17 protein-coding genes are annotated in these 19,799 nt (G+C 46.3%); all 17 read right to left on the bottom strand.

Annotation, left to right across the window (positions count from 1 at the left end; translation table 11 throughout):
* Positions 1-11 precede the first annotated feature (11 nt).
* Positions 12-593, bottom strand: a complete 582-nt coding sequence (gene pgsA / locus V7728_RS09345; protein WP_007409821.1) for a CDP-diacylglycerol--glycerol-3-phosphate 3-phosphatidyltransferase — start codon at positions 591-593, stop codon at positions 12-14.
* A 73-nt stretch (positions 594-666) separates the two neighbouring features.
* Entirely contained in the window at positions 667-1,566 is a 900-nt protein-coding gene (locus V7728_RS09340; RefSeq protein ID WP_014417801.1) for a helix-turn-helix domain-containing protein, read from the bottom strand.
* A gap of 18 nt (positions 1,567-1,584) precedes the next feature.
* The gene (locus V7728_RS09335; protein ID WP_007409819.1) at positions 1,585-2,376 is read right to left on the bottom strand and encodes a DUF3388 domain-containing protein; all 792 of its coding nucleotides are present in this window, start codon (positions 2,374-2,376) and stop codon (positions 1,585-1,587) included.
* Positions 2,377-2,503: 127 nt separating this feature from the next.
* The gene (locus V7728_RS09330; protein WP_003154150.1) at positions 2,504-2,761 is read right to left on the bottom strand and encodes a DUF3243 domain-containing protein; all 258 of its coding nucleotides are present in this window, start codon (positions 2,759-2,761) and stop codon (positions 2,504-2,506) included.
* Between the two features lie 75 nt (positions 2,762-2,836).
* Entirely contained in the window at positions 2,837-3,565 is a 729-nt protein-coding gene (gene ymfI / locus V7728_RS09325) for an elongation factor P 5-aminopentanone reductase (RefSeq protein WP_015239877.1), read from the bottom strand.
* A 59-nt stretch (positions 3,566-3,624) separates the two neighbouring features.
* Complete coding sequence (gene yfmH, locus V7728_RS09320) at positions 3,625-4,911, bottom strand: EF-P 5-aminopentanol modification-associated protein YfmH (protein WP_043021101.1); 1,287 nt, start codon at positions 4,909-4,911, stop codon at positions 3,625-3,627.
* On the bottom strand, positions 4,908-6,188 hold the full coding sequence (yfmF, locus tag V7728_RS09315) for an EF-P 5-aminopentanol modification-associated protein YfmF (protein WP_012117578.1): 1,281 nt from the start codon (positions 6,186-6,188) through the stop codon (positions 4,908-4,910). The genes yfmH and yfmF overlap by 4 nt, the downstream gene beginning before the upstream one ends.
* Before the next feature lie 151 nt (positions 6,189-6,339).
* Positions 6,340-9,459: an MMPL family transporter gene (locus tag V7728_RS09310; protein WP_099566745.1), complete on the bottom strand. Its 3,120-nt coding sequence runs from the start codon at positions 9,457-9,459 to the stop codon at positions 6,340-6,342.
* Positions 9,459-9,914, bottom strand: a complete 456-nt coding sequence (locus V7728_RS09305; RefSeq protein WP_003154157.1) for a MarR family winged helix-turn-helix transcriptional regulator — start codon at positions 9,912-9,914, stop codon at positions 9,459-9,461. Before V7728_RS09305 ends, V7728_RS09310 begins: the two co-directional genes overlap by 1 nt.
* Positions 9,915-10,021: 107 nt before the next feature.
* On the bottom strand, positions 10,022-11,251 hold the full coding sequence (locus V7728_RS09300; RefSeq protein ID WP_007409814.1) for an MFS transporter: 1,230 nt from the start codon (positions 11,249-11,251) through the stop codon (positions 10,022-10,024).
* Between the two features lie 111 nt (positions 11,252-11,362).
* Complete coding sequence (locus tag V7728_RS09295; protein WP_007409813.1) at positions 11,363-12,088, bottom strand: GntR family transcriptional regulator; 726 nt, start codon at positions 12,086-12,088, stop codon at positions 11,363-11,365.
* Positions 12,089-12,212: 124 nt separating this feature from the next.
* On the bottom strand, positions 12,213-14,573 hold the full coding sequence (locus V7728_RS09290) for an FtsK/SpoIIIE family DNA translocase (RefSeq protein ID WP_309192285.1): 2,361 nt from the start codon (positions 14,571-14,573) through the stop codon (positions 12,213-12,215).
* 134 nt (positions 14,574-14,707) lie between these two features.
* Complete coding sequence (locus V7728_RS09285; RefSeq protein WP_003154161.1) at positions 14,708-14,917, bottom strand: YlzJ-like family protein; 210 nt, start codon at positions 14,915-14,917, stop codon at positions 14,708-14,710.
* On the bottom strand, positions 14,914-15,651 hold the full coding sequence (locus tag V7728_RS09280) for a ClpP family protease (RefSeq protein ID WP_003154162.1): 738 nt from the start codon (positions 15,649-15,651) through the stop codon (positions 14,914-14,916). The genes V7728_RS09285 and V7728_RS09280 overlap by 4 nt, the downstream gene beginning before the upstream one ends.
* 115 nt (positions 15,652-15,766) lie before the next feature.
* Positions 15,767-17,434, bottom strand: a complete 1,668-nt coding sequence (gene rnjB / locus V7728_RS09275) for a ribonuclease J2 (protein WP_007409811.1) — start codon at positions 17,432-17,434, stop codon at positions 15,767-15,769.
* Positions 17,435-17,612: 178 nt separating this feature from the next.
* Positions 17,613-18,482 (bottom strand): 4-hydroxy-tetrahydrodipicolinate synthase, encoded by an 870-nt coding sequence (gene dapA / locus V7728_RS09270; RefSeq protein WP_003154166.1) that lies wholly within the window; start codon positions 18,480-18,482, stop codon positions 17,613-17,615.
* Between the two features lie 30 nt (positions 18,483-18,512).
* The gene (gene dapG, locus V7728_RS09265) at positions 18,513-19,727 is read right to left on the bottom strand and encodes an aspartate kinase (protein WP_003154168.1); all 1,215 of its coding nucleotides are present in this window, start codon (positions 19,725-19,727) and stop codon (positions 18,513-18,515) included.
* Positions 19,728-19,799: the final 72 nt, after the last annotated feature.

Raw genomic sequence — 19,799 nt, 5'->3', positions numbered from 1 at the left:
GTCCTTCTTTCTTAGTTAGATGTTTTTAACGCATCCCAGTTCTTCGCAAAATAATCCCAGCCGGAAATGACTGTGAACAGCACGGCCACCCATAAAGCGATATCGCCGAACGGGAAAGAAACGAGCTCAAACGGAAGATTATGCAGCAAAAGCGCGGCAACAGCGATGATCTGAGCCCATGTTTTAATTTTCCCCAGCATATTGGCGGCTACAACTTCCCCCGTTCCCGCCAGCACAAGTCTTAATCCCGTTACGGCAAATTCGCGGCTGATGATGATGATGACCATCCACGCCGGCGCAAGGTCAAACTGCACAAGCGTAATTAATGCCGCGGACACCAGCAGTTTGTCAGCCAGCGGATCTAAAAATTTCCCGAAGTTTGTCACGAGGTTCAGTTTTCTGGCGTAGTAGCCATCCACCCAGTCAGTCGTTGATGCGATAATGAACAAAACAGCTCCCGTAAGATGTGCGACCGGAATCGATTCATCCCCTATATGAACGCTGCCCCACTGAAAAGGAACAAGCATGATAATCATAAATACAGGAATTAAAGCGATTCTTGCCAGTGTGATTTTATTCGGTAAGTTAAACATAAAGCCCCTCCAATAATATGTACTCGGACGTGAAGAAAAAGTCATCTTAATCGTTCAGATGACTTTTCCCCTTTTATTTTTTCATCTTGATTGTGATGGTCTGCGCCATTACATCATGCGGATTGAGTTCATAGGACAGAACCTCTCCGTTGATTTTAATTTTCAGGTTAGGGGCATAGCCCGTGCGGATTTCAATCTGCTTTTGATCCGTGACGTCTTTTTTAAAGGTTTCGCCTTTTTGCAGTGTTCCTTCTTTTAAAGAACCGCCGCTGTCATCACGGACGCGGATCCATGCGCTGTCAGAAGCAATCAGTTCAAGCTTATACTTATCTGCCCCGGAGACGTTGTATGAAGAAGCCGAGCCTTCCGTTCCGGCCGCTTTGATCTCCGTCTTTTCACTGCTTTTTTCTTTCTTTTTCTGCTCTGACGCTTTTGTGTCCTTTTTGTCTTTTTTGCTGTCAGATTGCGCTTCGTCATTTGTATTGCCGTCGTTTTTCAGCGCAGAATCCTTAGGAATCTCATACTTGCTCTCACTTTGGGTGACTGCCTTATCTCCGTCTGTCTGCCCGGATTTGCTCATTCCGAGCTGAATAATCGCATAAATGATCGCGATGACGATAATGACACCGATGACGACAAGGACGGTCGGAAGCCATTCCGCCGCCTTTGAAGCGGACTTAGGAAGCTCCCTTTGCATGGCGAGACCGGAGATTTTTTCCGACACATCGTCATGGTACGTGTTAGGGATGTCTTTTTTATATTCTTCAAATAACTGATCTGAATCAAGCCCGACAGCTTCAGCGTATTGCTTGATAAACGCCCGCACATAAAAATTGCCGGGAATGACGTCATAATTGCCTTCTTCCAGAGCGGTTAAGTATCTTTTCTGAATTTTCGTCGCCGCCTGGAGTTCATCCAATGACATCCCTTTTTCCTCTCTGGCTTCTTTAAGCCGGATTGCTAATTCTGTCACAACAAACACCTTCCAATATTAAAAATCAAAGCTTGAAAAACCGGTCTGATCAAATATTTGCGGTTCTTCTGCATGTTCATATGTAATAACTTCGTCAGGATCATTTCTGAGTTCGATAATATAATCGAAATCATCGAGCGTATACTCCGAATTTTGAACAAAAATATCGGGGTGCTCCACGACCTTTGTCGCCGGAAGCCGCATAATTTCACTGACGAGCTGAAGATGGCGCTCAGATCCCCGTCTTGTCGAAACGATGCCGTCGAGGATAAACACGTTTTCCGTGCTGTATTCATCGGCAACCAGCTGGCTCCGGATCGTTTGTTTTAGCAGCGTTGATGATACGAAAAGCCATCTTTTGCTGGCACAAACGCTTGACGCAACGATGGACTCCGTTTTTCCGACCCTCGGCATTCCCCGGATTCCGATCAGTTTGTGCCCTTCTTTTTTAAACAGCTCGGCCATAAAGTCAACCAGAAGACCGAGCTCGTCCCTTTCAAAACGGAAGGTTTTTTTGTCATCGGCATCACGCTGAATGTATCTTCCGTGGCGAACTGCGAGACGGTCGCGAAGCCTCGGTTCTCTCAGCTTCGTTACTTTAATGGTCTCCATTGTTTTTAAAATTGATTCCAATCGTTTAATTTGATCTATATGCCGGCATCTGAGCAGCATTCCCCTTCTGGAAAGGTCGACACCGTTAATTGTGACAATATTAATTGACAGCATCCCGAGAAGAGATGAAATATCCCCGAGCAGGCCGGGGCGGTTCACTTGAATTTCATATTCAAAATACCATTCGAGCTTTGCCAAATGATATACCCCCTCCATTGTGGCAAATTTTTACCTTCCTTTATCATAAAACATTTTTCTCTAATTAGAAAGAAGAATGTTGCTCTATAGAGGAAAACATAAAAAAAGAGAGGAGAAATCCCCCCTCTTAATGAGTGCTGTTATTTTCAACAAGCTTCACCATCATATTTGCGATGGCGCGCTGTTCATCTTCAGAAGCAACGCTCCAAAGATCAGCAAGCACTTTTTCCTGATGGTTTTTCGAGTCGACTTCGTTCGCAAGGTAACCGCCGATTTCTGTAGCGAGGTCAGTGATCGTTTCATCACTCATCCCTTTTTCCTGCGCATAGTTCAATCTGTCGCCAAGGAAATTCTTCCAATTATCCCAGTTTTCTAATACTGACATGTTGGGTTCCTCCATTTCATCTGTTGTTACAAAATTATTTTGTCCGTACAGATGCAAACTATACACACATTTTTTTCAGCAGTGCCAGCCGCCGTTTACGGATAATATATGCCCCGTAATATAGGAAGCCTTGTCCGATAATAAAAAGGCCGCCGCTTCGGCGATTTCCTCCGGCTTTGCCAGCCGGCCCGCGGGAATTTCCTCTGCCAACGCTTCTTTTTCATCAGACGTGAACTGATCAAGCATATTTGTATCAACGGCACCCGGCGAGACTGCATTCACGCGGACGCCGCTCGGAGCAAGCTCTTTGGCAAGCGCTTTGACGAACGAATGCTGCGCTCCCTTGACCATGCTGTATAATACCTCGCACGATGCGCCTGTTTCTCCCCAGACGGAACCGATCGCGACGATGCCCCCGCTTTTTTTCCGGATCATGCCGGGCATCAGATTACGCGCCAAAAGAAACGGACTCGTTACATGCAGCTGCACCATCTCCCGCGCCGTGTCATCCGTAACGTCCGTAATCAGGCCGAAATGACTTTTGCCGCTGTTTAATATCAGAGCATCCACAGGCTGCTTAACGGAACGGCTGAGTGTCTCCGCTCCATCCGGTGAGGACAGATCCGCCTGAATAACGGAGGCTTTTACGCCGAATGATGCGCTCAGCCTTTCCGCAAGCCTGTGTGCGGCTTCCTTATTAGAATGATAATGCAAGAGGACGTCATATCCGTTTTTTGCGAGGACTTCACTTATACTTTGTCCGATTCCGCCGCTTGCTCCGGTTACGAGCGCTGTCTGTTTCATCAATCAATACTCCTTCTTTCCCCAGAAAAATATCCCTCAGGGCGTGAGGGATGTTTTTGTTATGATTTTGGCACGACTTTGCAGACTGTCAGCCTGTCTTCTGATATTTCTTCTTTAATGACCCGCTTTACGTCTTCCAGCGTAATCTGCTCCAGTACGGTTACGACATCAAACAGACTCATATCTAAAAAGGCGTAGCGTGTGAATTGGTTGGCGATATATTCAGGCGAATTGAGCGCTTTTAAGAATGACCCGATCTTCTTTTTTCTTGCAAGATCAAGTTTTTCCGCAGTCACGGCTGATTCTGCATCAAGCAGCATGTGTTTTAATTCGTCAGCGAGCTTATCCGGCTCCGGTGTATCTCCTCCGACAGAGGCAAAACCGAATCCGTATTCAGCCGTGTAATCAAAGCTGAAGGTTTCATCAATGTAGCCTTTGTCGTACAAGTCACCGTAATGCGGTGAGCTTTTTCCGAAAAGACATTCAAGCATGAGGTTCATGCTGAGCTCGTGCTTCAACAGATCCTGCCCCGTTTTATAAGGATCTTTCGCCTTTAAGCCGACAAGACATTTTGAGCCTTGCACGTTCATTTTTAATTCCTGCTCCCGGCGGAAAACCGCTTCCTGCTCCTGAACTTCTTCACGTTTGATTTCGGGCTGGTCTGTAAACGGCTTTTTCTCCTGGTTTTTCCGCACCTGGCTGATGACCGCTTCAGGATCTACGGGACCGACGATAAAGAGCAGCATATTGCTCGGGTGATAAAACGTTTCATAGCACTCATACAGCAGATCTTTCGTAATATGTGAGATGCTCTCCACCGTTCCGGCAATGTCAATTTTCACGGGGTGGTCTTTATACATATTTTCGATAAGGCCGAAAAACAGCCGCCAATCCGGATTATCATCATACATATTGATTTCCTGGCCGATGATGCCTTTTTCTTTTTCAACTGATTTTTCCGTGAAATACGGGTCCTGAACAAAATCTACGAGTGTTTCCAGGTTTTTCTCCACATTAGAAGTGCTGGAGAAAAGATAAGCGGTTCGTGTAAATGATGTAAAGGCATTTGCCGACGCCCCCTGCTTACTGAAGTCCTGAAACACGTCGCCGTCCGCTTTTTCAAACAGTTTATGCTCCAGAAAATGCGCGATTCCGTCAGGGACGTGTACCATTTCTTCCTTATTTAAAGGAACGAATTGATTGTCAATGGAACCGTACTTTGTCGTAAACACGGCGTATGTTTTATTAAAGCCCTGTTTCGGCAGCACATAGACATCAAGGCCGTTTGCCATTTTTTCATGATACAGCGTTTCCTGAAGCTGTTCGAAGTTTATCGGTTTAGTCAAGATGCTCCCCCCGTCCCTTTTAAGAAATAAGTCGTATCCAGCTTAATGTTCTTTCCGACATTGATAATGTCCTCTTTTGTCACTTTCTCGATATTGTCAAGGAATCTTTCGATCGGTATCTCTACTTGGGCTGAGGCCTGCTGATACAGAAATTCCGCTAAGCCGTATGCCGTATCAATGGTTTCTAATACTTGATTTTTAATAACGGCTTTCGTTTGGGCGATATCATCTTCTGAAAAGTCACCGTTTTGCATAGCCTGAAACTGTTCTTCAATGATGGTGACGGCCTGCTTGTAATTTTTCACCTCAATGCCCGACATGACCATCAAAAGCCCTTTGAAGCTTTCCACCCTTGAGGCTGCATAATAGGCGAGGCTCGCTTTTTCACGGACATTTATAAACAGCTTTGAATGAGAGAAACCTCCGAACAGCCCGTTAAACACCTGCAATGCAGGATAATCCGGATCTGTATATGTCGTATTGGTCCGGAATCCGATATTCAGCTTGCCCTGCTTGACGTCCTCTTCATCAATGACTTCCTTCGGATCGGGCTGCTCATTCGCCGCGCTTCTTTCAAAAGGCTGAAGCTCCCGTTCTTCCGTTTTAAAATACGTATCAACGGCCGTTTTCACCTGATCTGTATCAACATCGCCGATGACGTACAGGTCCAGCTGATCTTCGCGTATGGCTTTTTGATAGGCTTCATACAAATCTTGCGGTGTAATGTGTTCAACATCATCGAACTCGCCGTTGACGTGAAGGGCATACGGTTCGCTTTTGCACATTTCCTGAACGAGACGCAGATTAGAATACCTCATCTTATCATCATATACGGCTTGAATCCGCTGTTTCAGCGTCCGTTTTTCCTGCGTGACATAAAGGGGCAGGAAGGCGCCGTTTTCCAAAGCGGGCGAAAAGACAAGCTCTGATAAAAGCTGAAGGCCTTTTTCCAATAACGGTGTGCGGTCCTTCAGATACTTTTCATTAGGAATCTCAAGCCTGAACGTAATGACATGACGTTCTCCCTTTTTTGTCAGATCAGCTGAAACGGATGTGCCGTACAGTTCATCAAAATAAGACCGCAGATCAGCGGTTTTCGGGCGGCTTTCTGTTCCGCGCAGAAGCACATGCGGAAACAGCGCCCTTTTTGTTACGAGCTCTTTCGTTAAAGGAGCCAGCATTTTAAACGTCAGCGAAACGGTTTTAAATTTCTCGGTCTTTACGATGTGGGCGGTGATCCCGCCGTGCTTTGACTTCATTTCATTTACGTAAGTCATGTGAAACCTCCTTCGTTCATTCTTTCATAGTATGTATTATGACCAAATTTCAGCATTCGCAAAAAAGAGTGCGCAGATGTAATTATATCAACTGGAGGATTTATAAGGAAACAAAAAACCTCTGCCCGAAAACAGGCAGAGGCATTGAACGTTATTTTTTCAAATTGAAAGGCCACCAGTTGGCGCTTCCGAATATTTTCACCATGACCGGTACAAAAAACGGAAGGACGACAATTGCGTACATGAGAAGGCCTGTTAATACCACGGTTGCAATCTGTAATAAGGAAAGAACGCCTGACGGCAGCATGGCCGCAAAGGTTCCCGCTAAAATAATCGCCGCAGAAATGATGACGGAACCCATATTTTTCATACTGCTGATCATTGCGGGTTCCGTTCCTTCTTTTTTCAGCTCATTAAAGCGGTCCATTAAAAAGATGGAATAATCTACGCCTAGAGCCATCAAAATGACAAAGCCGAAGAACGGCACGGCCCAGTTTACGCCCGGGTACCCGAAGAAGTGTGTAAAGATGTATTCCGTCACGCCGATGGATGCGAAATACGTCAGTACGAGCGACGCCACTAAATAAACAGGCATAATGAGGGAGCGCAGCATCACGATGAGAATCAGAAAAATTCCCGCCAGCATAAACATGGCCGTCCGTTTGAAGTCTGAATCCGATACTTCCTTCAGATCGGCATTCATGCTGGAGACTCCCGAAACGCCGAAGGAAGCATTCTTCAGATCCGTGTTCGGAATGGCTCTTTTTACGCTCGCTTTGATCGCTTGAATATCTTGAATGGCCGTATTTGAGTAAGGATTGTTATCAAGAACGACGGTCAATTCTGTCGTTTTTCTGTCATCTGACATGTACGTATTAAACACGCTTGTGAAATCACTGTTTGTCAACGCGTCTTTCGGCACAAACCAGCCTGTCATTTCTTTGTCTGACGCCTTGTGAAGCTCACCCAGGTAATCATTCGCCCCCATCATGCCGCTTGATACTTTCTTAAGCCCTTTTACACTATCGTTAAGGCCTGAAGAAAGATCGCTGAGCCGGGAAGAAAAATCACCAAGGCCGCTCTTCATTTTTTTCTGGCCCTCCGCGAGCTGTCCTGCCGCCGATTCAAGGCGCGGCATTTGTCCCGCGAGAGCCCCCTGTCCGTCTGACACTTGCTGCAGACCGTTTTCAATACTGGTCAGACCATTGATCATTGCGTTAATTTGAGTGTCAATCTTCTTCTGAGCGGCTGCCAGTCGGGCAAATTGTTTTTCCGCTTGCTGCAGATGAGCCTTTTGACTGTCGACCTGTTTAGAAAACGCTTCTGCATCCGCGTTTGCCTTGGAAACGGCTGACTGTACACCCGTAAAGGCTGATTTGATTTCTTGGTAAGAGGGATCGGTTTTGACTGACGGTATTGACGCTTCCAATTTTGCAAACGGCAGCCGGGCAAGCTGCTTGTTCAAATCGGCAAGCTGTCTGCTGGCTTCATCTTTCATCGGCAGGACGGTTTTTACCGATTTTAAAGCGTTTTGCGTTTCTGAAGCGAGACCGCTGTTTTGTTTGAGCTGTGAAGTCAGCATTTGTTTTTGCTCTTCAATCTGCTTTCTCATCTGGGCGACGCCGGCTTTATTCTCGTTCACGCCAGCCTGCAGTTTATTCAGGTTTTCTCCTATATCAGAAAGCCCGGATTTCAGAGACAATGTTCCGTCAATAAGCTGATTGACGCTATTCCCCGACTCTTCGATCTGCGGCTGTGAATCAGCTAACGACTTTGCGGCATGCCCTAATCCGTCCGTGATTTTTTCAAGTCCTGTATTGCCTTTATCAAGCCCTTCTTGAAGCTGCTTTGCCTGATTTGTGACAAATAATTGATTCAATCCGTTTCCAGCAGGGCGCGTGGCGCTTCTGACCGTTTTTACACCCTCTGTTTTTTCAAGTTCTCTGCTGATTTTTTCGATATCAATCAGGTGTTTTTCGGTATTTAATGTCTCATCATTTTTGATGACGACTGTGGCCGGAAGAAGTTCTCCCGGGCCGAAGGCGTCTGAAATCGTATGAAACGCGCGGACGGATTCATATTTATCCCCGATTTCGTCAAGACTGTTGTAAGACAGCGACCCTTTGTAAAGAAGGATAGGCGGGACGGTGAATACCGCAACGATTGCAAGACTGATGAGCGGCCTTTTAAATGAAAACCGCCCTGACGTTTCCCATGCTTTGCTTTGAGGATGCGAAATATCGCCCTTAACAGGCCAAAACAGGCTTTTTCCTAAAACAGCCATAAAAAACGGCACGATCGTCATGAGCGCAAGCAGCAGCACCGCGACACCGACCGCAACGGCTGCTGCCGACTGATACAGCTTAAATGTCGCAAATCCGATGCAGGCAAATCCGATCAGCACCGCACCGCCGCTGTACAAAACCGTCTTTCCGGCCGTTTTGTAGGTGACGACGATCGCTTCTCTTATATCAGCGCCATGCGACAGTTCTTCTTTAAATCTGCTGAGAAGCAGAATGCAGTAGTCTGTGCCGATCCCGAACATAATCGCAACCATAAAAATCTGAGTAAAAGTTGAGAGCGGAAAATTCAGCTGATCGACTAAAAATGCGACAATCGACTGGCTGACTAAATAAGATATCAATACTGATAAAAGCGGCACGAACGGAGCGACCACTGACCGAAATACAAGGATCAGCACGATCAGGATAAAAGCGACCGTTATATATTCAGTCTTTTTCAAGCCGTCCTGTGAGCTTTTTAACACATCTTCGTCGATCAGCGATTGGCCTGTAATGCCGTATGATACGCCGTACGGTTTCAGCTCTTTATCTATTTTATTTTTTATTTCGATGATATCGTTTTTGGATGTATCAAGCTGCAGCTGAACGAGCATCGTTTGTCTGTCTTTTGAGAGCAGCTGTTTTTTAATGTCGTCATTTTTCTCCCCGAAGTATGAAGTCACCGTTTTAATCTGAAGCGCTTTTTTATGTTCAGACAAAGTGCTGACGGCTTCTTCCAGACGATCTTTTTTGTCTGTCATTAAGCCTTTTTCGTGGAATACGATGACGGCAGAAGAAGACGGTGCATCTGAATCAGACATTTCATCAAGCAATTCATGGGCGTAAGAAGAGGAATATCCGTCCGGTACGGAAATCTGCCCTTTCTCCCGTGTCAATTCAGCCATATCAGGCGCTGTAAGCATAAATATCACCGTTGCGGCGACCCACACCGCGGCGATGATCCAGCGGGCTCGGATAATGTTTTTCATTATGTCTGCTGATCCTCCTCAGTCATCATCAATCGATATAATTTTTCATATGTATTCACGAACATCTCCGCCTCGTCTTCATCAAAATACATAATATATGATCGGACGAGTTCCTCAATCCGCCGCTCCACACGGTGAAATACTTCCGTCCCCTTTTCCGTGACATTTAAAAGTATGCTCCGGCGGTCGCTTTGGCTGCGTTCTCTATTGATGTAGCCTTTTTCATACAGGCGGTTCGTCATAGATGTAATGGCGCTTTTGTTGACGTGGCACACCGCGGCCAGTTCAATTGATTTGCAATCGGGATTGAGCATAATATAGCGGAGGATGTAATATTGATCCAATGTCAGTTCTTTGTTCACTTTTTCAGCGATAATGCTGTCAATTTTTTTTAAGACGTGCAGGTATACATCGGAATAACGCTGAATCAGCTGCTTTACTTTTTCTTCATGCACCTTTTCCCCCTCCTTCCGATAGTTAATATGTTTAACTATTAAAAAGGATAACGACTTGACGGTATCATGTCAATCTTCAAAATAAAATAAAAAAAAGACAGTGCAGATTACACCGTCTTTAATGATTCCTTTTTTTCTTTTGCTTGTGATGAGATATTTAACAGCGCTAAAAATACAGACACAATGCCGCAAAAAGCGGATAAAATAAAAATCAGCCAGCCTGCATTTGACATCAGGGCAGCAAAGATCGGCGGTCCCGCCGCTACTCCGATAAACCGCATGCTGTTATAAAATGAGGTGATGGTTCCCGATTCCTCGTTGTCTACGCCTTCTGTGATGACAGCGTCTAAAGCCGGCAATGCCATTCCGATACCGATACCGCTGACACACAAAAAGATAAATAATAAATAAAAACTGTGATTCCACCATAGGCCGATAAACGACAGTGTCACGGCACTCATTCCGAAAACGATGCAAAACTTCATTTTGCCTTGGTCTTTTCCGATTTTCCTGCCTGCTATATATGAACTGACGGATAGAAATAAAAGCGGGATTGCCAAAAGCGCTCCTTTAGCCACACCGTCAATGCCGTATTTCTTCTCCAGTGAGTCTGATAAATAAAAAAGAACCCCGAACAGCAAAAACATAATCACGCAGCCGATGATAAAAACCGTAAAGAGCCAGCGTCCGTCACGCTTAAATATGCGGCCGACATTTTTCACAAATTCGGAAATAGAAGGCGCTTCTTTTTGTTCCTCCGGCTTTGCCACCAAAAACAATACGAGAAAAAAACTGATGAGCGAAAAAAACGGAATGAACCAAAATGGCATAAACCAAAACCATGCAGCCAAGAGCGAACCGAGAATCGGGCTTATTACTTTCCCGGCAGTGTTAGACGTCTCAATATCGCCGAGCCCCGCGGTAATCCGCTCATCATCCCCTTTGAATAAATCACCGATAAACGGCATCACTACAGGAGCCGCCCCTGCCGAACCGATTCCCTGCAGCACCCGCCCCGCCAAGATAATGGGATAAGGATGCTTGAACGCGGTGGAAGCTATCGCGGCAAGCGCTCCGCCCGCACCGGCTATGAGAAGACAAGGCAGAAGAACCTTTTTTCTTCCGAATTTATCGGACAGATATCCGGCAATCGGAATACAAATAATCGCCACAATCGAATAGACCGTTATAATTAACGATACTTGAAAAGACGATATGGACAGCTTCTTTTCAATCATCGGAAGCACAGGAATCAGCATGGAATTCCCGAGTGTCATCACGAGCGGTACAGAAGCCAGAGCAATGATATTTTTCGTTCCATTTTTCTTCTTACTCAACTTATTCACCCATTCACTATACTTGGTTGTTTCCTGTTTTATTGTGCCTTGCAGAAAACAAAGTATGTACTGAAACGGCAAATAAAAAAACAGACACATGACGCGTCTGTCTTAAAAACGTTTTCTTACAACATGAAAACTGAACTTATCAGCCCGGAAATAATTTAATGAATACAGCACAGGTTCATCATTCTGATTATAGTGGGTTTGCTTCAGCAATAAAAGCGCCGTCTCCGGCTCGCATTCCAAAACCGGTGAAATCGTATCGTGATATCCGATCGGTTCGATATCAGCAACGGCATAGCTGATCACAGACCCGGAGTTTTTTTCCAAAAGATCAAAAATAGACTCCTGTTCATGACAGAAAGAATTCGGCAGAATGTGCATCGGAATCGTATCTAAACAGTAAACGACCGGAGTGCCGCTTGCCGTTCTCACGCGTTCCAAATAAAAAAGCTCCTGCTCAGGCTCAAGCCGGAATCTAGCGATATCTTCATCAGACGGCGTGATGACCTGAGACGACAAAAAAATCGTACCCGGCACCATGTTCGCCTGCTGAATCGTTTTCGTCACGCTGTTGAGCTGTTCAATACCTGAAAGAAACAGCGGTTTTGTATGGACGAAAGTGCCCACACCGTGCCTTCTGATAATCACATGCTCCTCTTCAAGGATACGCAAAGCTTCACGCAGAGTTGCCCGGCTGACACCCATTGATTTTGAAAGCTCAAATTCAGAAGGAAGCTTTTCCTTTTCGGTGTAAATTCCGTTTTGTATATCCTCTTTGATTCGCTCAATCACTTTTAGATACAAGTGACGATTGTCAGCTTTTGTAGACATGTTTCCCCTCCGTAAACCACTTTCATAAATTATTGAACAATTGGGACAACTATATCATGTTTTAATAAAAAAATAAATAGGAATGATTTTGGTGATATCATTTTCAGTGAAAACTCTCTCCTTTTTAAGAAGAGAGCTCATCATATTGTTCCTTAGATAATAGTACTTCCCTCGGTTTGCTTCCTTCATACGGCCCGACGACGCCCCGTTCCTCCATTGCGTCAATCAGACGGGCAGCTCTCGTATATCCGATTCTGAACCGCCTTTGGAGCATGGAGACTGATGCCGTCTGCATGCCGATAATCAAATCGACCGCTTCGTCATAGAGATCATCCGTTACTTCACTGTGTGTTTCCGAAACTTCTTCCGGAATCATCTCTTCTTGGTACTGCGCTTTTTGCTGCGTAATGACATGATCAACGACATGCTCAACCTCTTCATCGGATAAGAATGCCCCTTGCACACGCACCGGCTTATTTGCGCCTACAGGCAGAAACAGCATGTCTCCGCGCCCCAGAAGCTTTTCAGCGCCGCCCATGTCTAAAATTGTCCGTGAATCGGTCTGAGATGAGACACTGAAGGCGATTCTTGACGGGATGTTGGCTTTAATAACACCGGTAATAACGTCGACTGAAGGCCGCTGTGTCGCGATAATCAAATGAATTCCCGCCGCCCGCGCCATCTGTGAAAGTCTCGTAATTGAATCTTCCACGTCGGAAGAAGCGACCATCATCAGATCGGCAAGCTCGTCAACGATGACGACGATGTACGGCAGCTCAGGCTGCTTGACTTCTTCTTCGGCATTTGACCGCTTAATATGATCGTTATAGCCTTCTATATTTCTCGTACCCGTATGGGAGAACAGCTCATAGCGGCGCTCCATCTCATTGACGACCTTTTTCAAAGCCTGCGAGGCCTTTTTCGGATCTGTCACGACCGGCGCAAGCAGATGAGGAATGCCGTTATACACATTCAGCTCAACCATTTTCGGGTCAATCATCATCATCTTCACTTCATGCGGTTTGGCCCTCATCAGAATGCTCGTAATAATACCGTTGACACAGACGCTTTTTCCGCTTCCCGTTGCCCCCGCTACGAGCAGATGGGGCATTTTGTTCAGTTCGGCAAGCACGGCTTCCCCGGAAATATTTCGTCCCAAGCCGATCAGAAGCTTCGCGTCCGGCTTGTCATTGAGCTTGGATTCAAGCACTTCTTTTAACGAAACCATCGCAACTTCAGCATTGGGCACCTCGATGCCGATTGCCGATTTACCCGGAATCGGCGCTTCGATCCGGATATCCTTCGCGGCAAGCGCGAGCGCGAGGTCATCGCTCAGATTCACGATTTTACTGACTTTGACCCCGACGTCCGGATACACCTCATATTTTGTGACCGCCGGACCGAGATGAACCTGCGTCACTTTCGCCTTTACGCCGAAGCTTTGAAAAGTCCGTTCGAGTTTTCTTGCATTCTCGTAAATGTTTTTCTTATCGGTCTGCTGGCCGGTATGTTTCGGGTCAGCCAGTATGTCCAATGAAGGCATTTGATAATCTTTATTTTCAAGCTCTGTAAACGTCATCGGCGGAGCCGCAGCCGTTTCGCCACTGTCTTGAGCGCCGCCGGAAGGCTCATCTTTTGCCGCTTGTGCAGCCTCCTGCGTTTTTTCCGGAATCAGCGGTTTGGAGGGCTCTTCCTGACGGTCTGAAAAGCTTGAAATAATCGGCTCTGAATGGATGATCGGCGAAATGATTTCCTCATCCTCTTCCTCCGGTTCAGGCTCTTCTTTTTTCTTTTGAACCTGTTTTTGTTTTTTGCCCGATTTTGTTTTTGTTTTCGGCGAAGACATATTCGTTCTGACCGTCTTCATATCCTCAAGAAATGCCTGCCATTGACCGCGGATAAACCGGCCGACGGGGCTCGTCCACTTTTTGAGCGTTTCCTGCAGTGAACGGCCCGTTACAAGAATCAGCCCCATTAAGATCAGCACGATCGCCATGATCTGTGAACCCGTTGATGCAAATAAAAAGTGGGAAGCTGCAAACAGTACCGCGCCGATCATGCCGCCGCCCAAATCAGGGGAAGCAGCCTGCTGTTTCATGTCAATCATAAACAGCTCCCACGTGTTGCCGATGACACTTGCCGACCGAATCGACCCGTGATGAGACAGATTTTTAAAGAGCTGCACGTGAGACAGCAGCAATATACTGGCGATAATACAGTACAATCCTGCCTTTCTTCTCGTTAAAAGGCTTGGACTCTTCTTTTTCCAAAACAGCGAAATTCCGAGAAGGAAGAGCGCAATTAAGCATAAAATAAACCACTCTCCGGCAAAAAAACGGAACAAGTACACAAATGTCTGTCCCACAACGCCGAGCTGCAAAACAGCAATAATTGAGATTGCAACACAGAGCAGTCCGCTTAGTTCGTATTTTAGATTGAGCTTACTCTCTTGTTTCTTTTTAGATTTCCGTTTTTTCTTTGCCACACTCATCACCTTACTGCGTTAAAAAATGTAAAATCATACATCATGAAGAAAAGCAGCCTTTTGCCGGCTGCATTTTTCTGTAGGATTCCCCTATTATAGCATATTTTGCCCCCGAGAAACGGACTGAATGCCGGTTAGATTTTCAGCTTGATTTTTTGTCCCGGAGCGATGTCCGGATTCAAGAAATCCATCGGGTTCGTACTTAAAATCTGTACGACTTCAGCTTCATTTCCCTTCATCTCAACTAGCAGCGGCACGCCGGCGTAATCTACCTGTTCATGCACGCTTTGCTCTATATCCTGACCGTAAACGACTTCTTGGGGCATGACGGTATAAAGGATCATTGAATCATCCTTCCTTCCTCGCCCTTTCGTTCCTCAATCAGCTGGTTCAGCTTTTTTATCGCCTGTCCGACGCCGCCCACGGCATCAATTAATCCGTAATCAGCCGCATCTTTCCCGACTACGTTCGTCCCGATGTCCCTGGTTAAGTTTCCTTTTGAAAACATCAGCTCTTTGAATTTTTCTTCGGAAATATTTGAATGATGGGTCACAAAGTTGACGACCCGCTCCTGCATTTTGTCCAAGTATTCAAATGTTTGCGGAACCCCGATAACCAGACCTGTAAGCCGAACGGGGTGAATGGTCATAGTCGCTGTTTCCGCGATAAAACTATGATCACATGACACGGCGATCGGCACACCTATCGAGTGTCCCCCGCCGAGTACGATTGAGACGGTCGGTTTTGATAAGGATGCGAGCATTTCCGCAATCGCAAGCCCCGCTTCCACATCGCCTCCGACGGTGTTTAAGATGATCAGAAGTCCTTCGATTTTCGGATTTTGCTCAATGGCGACGATTTGCGGAATGACGTGTTCATATTTGGTTGTTTTATTTTGCGGCGGGAGCTGGACGTGCCCCTCAATTTGGCCGATGATCGTCAGGCAGTGAATATTGGTATCTTGGGACATTTGCGGCAGAGATGTCTCTCCCAGCTGCTGAATTTTGCTCATAATGCTGTCTTTCGCATCTGATTTTTCGGGCTGCTGTTCTTCGGTGTTTTCCATACGATGATCCATTTTATCTTTCACCCTTTCCGAATGTCTCTTTGTATTATGAACAAAGATGATGATTTCCATCCGGGACATGAACAAAAACACAGCCGGAGCATCATGCGCTCCGGCTTTGTATACATTATACTTCCATAATGATCGGAATGATCATCGGCTTGCGTTTTGTTTTTTCATAAAGGAATTGATTCAGCGCATCACGCATGGCTTGTTTCAGCGTGGACCATTCTACGGCAGATGTTTCCGTCGCTTCAGTCACGATAGAGCGGACGAGCTCAGTAGCTTGTACAATTAGACCCTCTGATTCTCTGACATACACGAAACCGCGCGTAATGATCTCAGGACCTGATACGAGGTTCTTTTTCTGCTTATCGAGTGAAATCACGACGATGAGAATGCCGTCTTGTGACAATAAGCGGCGGTCTCTCAGCACGATGTTGCCGATGTCGCCGACTCCGAGGCCGTCAATCAGAACGTTTCCGTACGTGACTTTATCCCCGATTTTCACATTCTGGCCGCGGAATTCAACGACGTCACCTTTTTCAATCAAGAAAATATCGCTGCGTTTCATGCCGATCTCTTCTGCGATTTTGGAATGCGCTTTTTGCATTCTGAATTCACCGTTAACCGGAATTAAATATTTCGGTTTCAGCAAATTAAGCATGAGTTTCAATTCTTCCTGCGAACCGTGCCCGGACACATGCACGCGTTTTTGGGCGAAAATGACTTGAGCGCCGGCGCGGGCAAGCAGGTTGACGGTTTTGGAATATATCAATTCATGCCCCGGAATCGGTGTTGATGCAATGACAACGGTGTCTCCTTCTTCAATGTTAAGCTGCTTGTGCGCCTGCTTGGCCATCCGCGTAAGAGCGGCCAGCGGCTCACCATGGCTTCCGGCTGTAACAATTGCCACTTCCCGCTTCGGATATTTTTTCACATCCTGCACAGGAATAAACATTTCATCTTCGGCTTCAATATAGCCGAGCTTGCGCCCCAGCTGAAGCACGTTTTGCAGATTTTTTCCGGCGATTGCAAGTTTGCGGCCGTTCTGGACGGCAGCCTGTATCACTTGCTGGATCCGGTTGATATTAGACGCGAATACAGCAATGATGACACGGTTTTCTGAATTGTTCATCGCATCGGAAATTTCACCGCTTACATATGCTTCTGACGGAGTATACCCCGGGCGCTCCGCATTGGCGCTGTCAGAAAGCAGGGCGAGCACGCCGCTGTTTCCGATTTTGGCAATTTCGCCAATATCACATGATTGGTGATAAGCAGGCGTCTGGTCAAATTTGAAGTCTCCCGTGCACACAATAGAGCCAAGTGATGTTTTGAAGCTGACTCCCACTGAATCCGGAATACTGTGAATCGTTTTAAAGAACGATACTTTCGTTGATTCAAATGTAATGACTGATTTAGAGTGAACTTCACGCAAATCAGCTTTTCGATTATGCCCGTACTGCTTGAGTTTTTCTCTCAGTAATGCAAGCGTAAGTTTCGTTCCGTATACCGGCACCGACAGCTTGTTCAATAAATAAAAGACGCCTCCGATGTTTTCATCGTGCCCGTGTGTCAGAAAGATGGCCTTCACGCGGTCAGCCCGTTCTACTAAGTAGGAAATATCCGGAATGACGACATCAATACCGAGCATTTCATTTTCAGGGTGCATCAGCCCTGCATCCACTACAAATATGTCTGAGTCAATTTCAATGACATATAGGTTCTTCCCAATTTCTCCGACGCCGCCAAGGGCGATAATTCTGACGTTTTCTGTATTTTTCTTTTTCAAAATCTGTATCCTCCTAGTCTCATACCCGTCCATCATCACTTGTTCCTATTATAACTGATATCAATTTTAGAAAACAAGAAGAAGCGGAAGGTTTAGGGAAAACCAATATGTATACAAAACGGTCAAACTCACGATAAAAATGAGAATGACCGCGTATTTTAACTGTATAAATTTTTTCTTACAGTTCGCTGATGACGCTGCTCAGGCTCAGACGTTCATCTTCATTCAGCGGGATAAGAGGAAGACGCACAGATCCGACATCAAGGCCTTTCAGCTGTAGCGCCGTTTTGACCGGAGCCGGATTAGGCGCTTTAAAGAGCTCCTTCATGATCGGCAGAAGCTTCTGATGAATCAGTGCCGCGGTTGCCGTCTGCCCGTTCGTATAGTTTTTAATCATCTGCTGCATGTCAGAACCTACGATATGGCTGGCCACTGACACGACTCCTCTTCCGCCGACTGCGAGAATAGGAAGCGTTAACCCGTCATCACCTGAATAGACGTAAAAATCTTCCGGTGTTTCGGCAATGATTTTCGTAATGGCATCAAGATCGCCGCTCGCTTCTTTAATCGCAGAGATATTCGGTATCTCCGCAAGTCTGATGGCCGTTTCCGGCGCAAGCGAAGCGACCGTTCTGCCCGGCACGTTGTAAAGCATCACAGGAAGAGACGTTTCTTCCGCAATGGCTTTAAAATGACGGTACATCCCCTCTTGGGAAGGCTTATTATAATACGGCGTGACAAGCATAACGCAATCGACGCCGGCTTCTTCAGCTTTTTTTGTCAGTTTAATGGAGTCTTTCGTATTGTTGCTTCCCGTACCCGCAATAACAGGCACGCGTCCGTTCACTTCTTTGACTGTAAATTCAAAGAGTGCAATTTTTTCTTCCGTTGAAAGTGTCGGAGATTCGCCGGTCGTGCCTGCGACGACTAAAGAATCCGTGCCGTTTTTCAACAAATAGTCGATTAATGTAGACAGTTTTTGAAAGTCTACATTCCCTTTACTGTCAAAGGGGGTAATCATCGCTGTAGATATATTTCCGACATTCATTTTTTTCACCTCATCATGATTCAATCACATTTACTTTGAAAGTTCAAACACTTCATGCAGCGCATTTACGGCCGTTACCATATCTTTTTCATGAACGAGCACCCAGATCGTCGTATGGCTGTCGGCAGATTGCAGAATCGGAATGCCTTTATCAGAAAGTGCGGAGACGATTTTTGACGTGACACCCGGAACACCCATTATTCCGGCGCCGACCGCTGACACTTTCGCACAGCTCTCCGTCACTGTCGGCTCATATCCTAATTCAGCCAAAATGCTGCGCGCGGCTTCCGTTTTACTGCCGGCTACGGTATATACGATTTCACTCGGCGTAATGTTAAAGAAATCTACGCTGATTCCGGCATTTGCCATTGCTTTAAAGACTTCAGTCTGAACGTTGTATTGCCCCATTTTGGCGGGGACCTTAAATTGCGTCACATCTTTCACATGGGCGATCCCCGTGATCAGCCGTTCGAATACATCGCTGCCGATGTTAGACGAATGATGGGACGTCACCAAAGTGCCTTTGTCTTTTGAATAAGTGGAGCGCACGCGGATCGGCACCTTTGCCTGCATGGCGATTTCCACCGCGCGCGGATGAATGACTTTCGCGCCTTGATAGGCAAGGTTGCAGATTTCCGTATATGTGACGTTCGGAAGCGGCTTAGCATTTTCCACGATTCTCGGATCGGCTGTCATAACGCCTTCCACGTCCGTAAAAATGTCGATAAACTCAGCATCTACCGCCGCGCCGAGCGCCGCTGCTGAAGTATCGCTTCCTCCTCTGCCGATCGTCGTCGTGTCGCCTTTTTCAGTCGCTCCCTGAAATCCCGCGACAACGACAGCGTCATGGCTGGCAAGTGCAGCGAAAAGCCGCTCTGTTTTCATTTCTATAATTTTGGCGTCAGTATGCTGGGCATTGGTTAAAAAGCCGGCCTGGGCTCCTGTTAAAGCTGCGGCTTTTATGCCGTTTTCCTTCAGCATGCTGGAAAAAACAACGGACGAAATCGTTTCTCCGCAAGACAGAAGCATATCCTGCTCTCTCGGAGAAATGTCGGACTGGCTGCCGTAAAGGAGCCCGATTAAAGAATCTGTCGCGTACGGGTCTCCTTTTCTTCCCATCGCCGATACGACAACAACAACTTTATAACCTTCACTGATGGCATCTTTAATGTGTGCTAGCGCAAGCTTGCGGCCTTTGTCATCTTTTACGGATGTTCCGCCGAATTTTTGAACAATGATCTTCACTATTTTCACTCCAAATTAGTCTGACGTAACAGAAGAGAGCAGGCAGAGCCTTACTCTCTTCTGTTCGCCTAT

The organism is Bacillus sp. JHAA (assembly GCF_036961585.1).
GTDB lineage: Bacteria > Bacillota > Bacilli > Bacillales > Bacillaceae > Bacillus > Bacillus velezensis.
The sequence above is the reverse complement of the archived record's forward strand: the minus strand, read 5'-3'. Positions and strand labels throughout refer to the sequence as shown.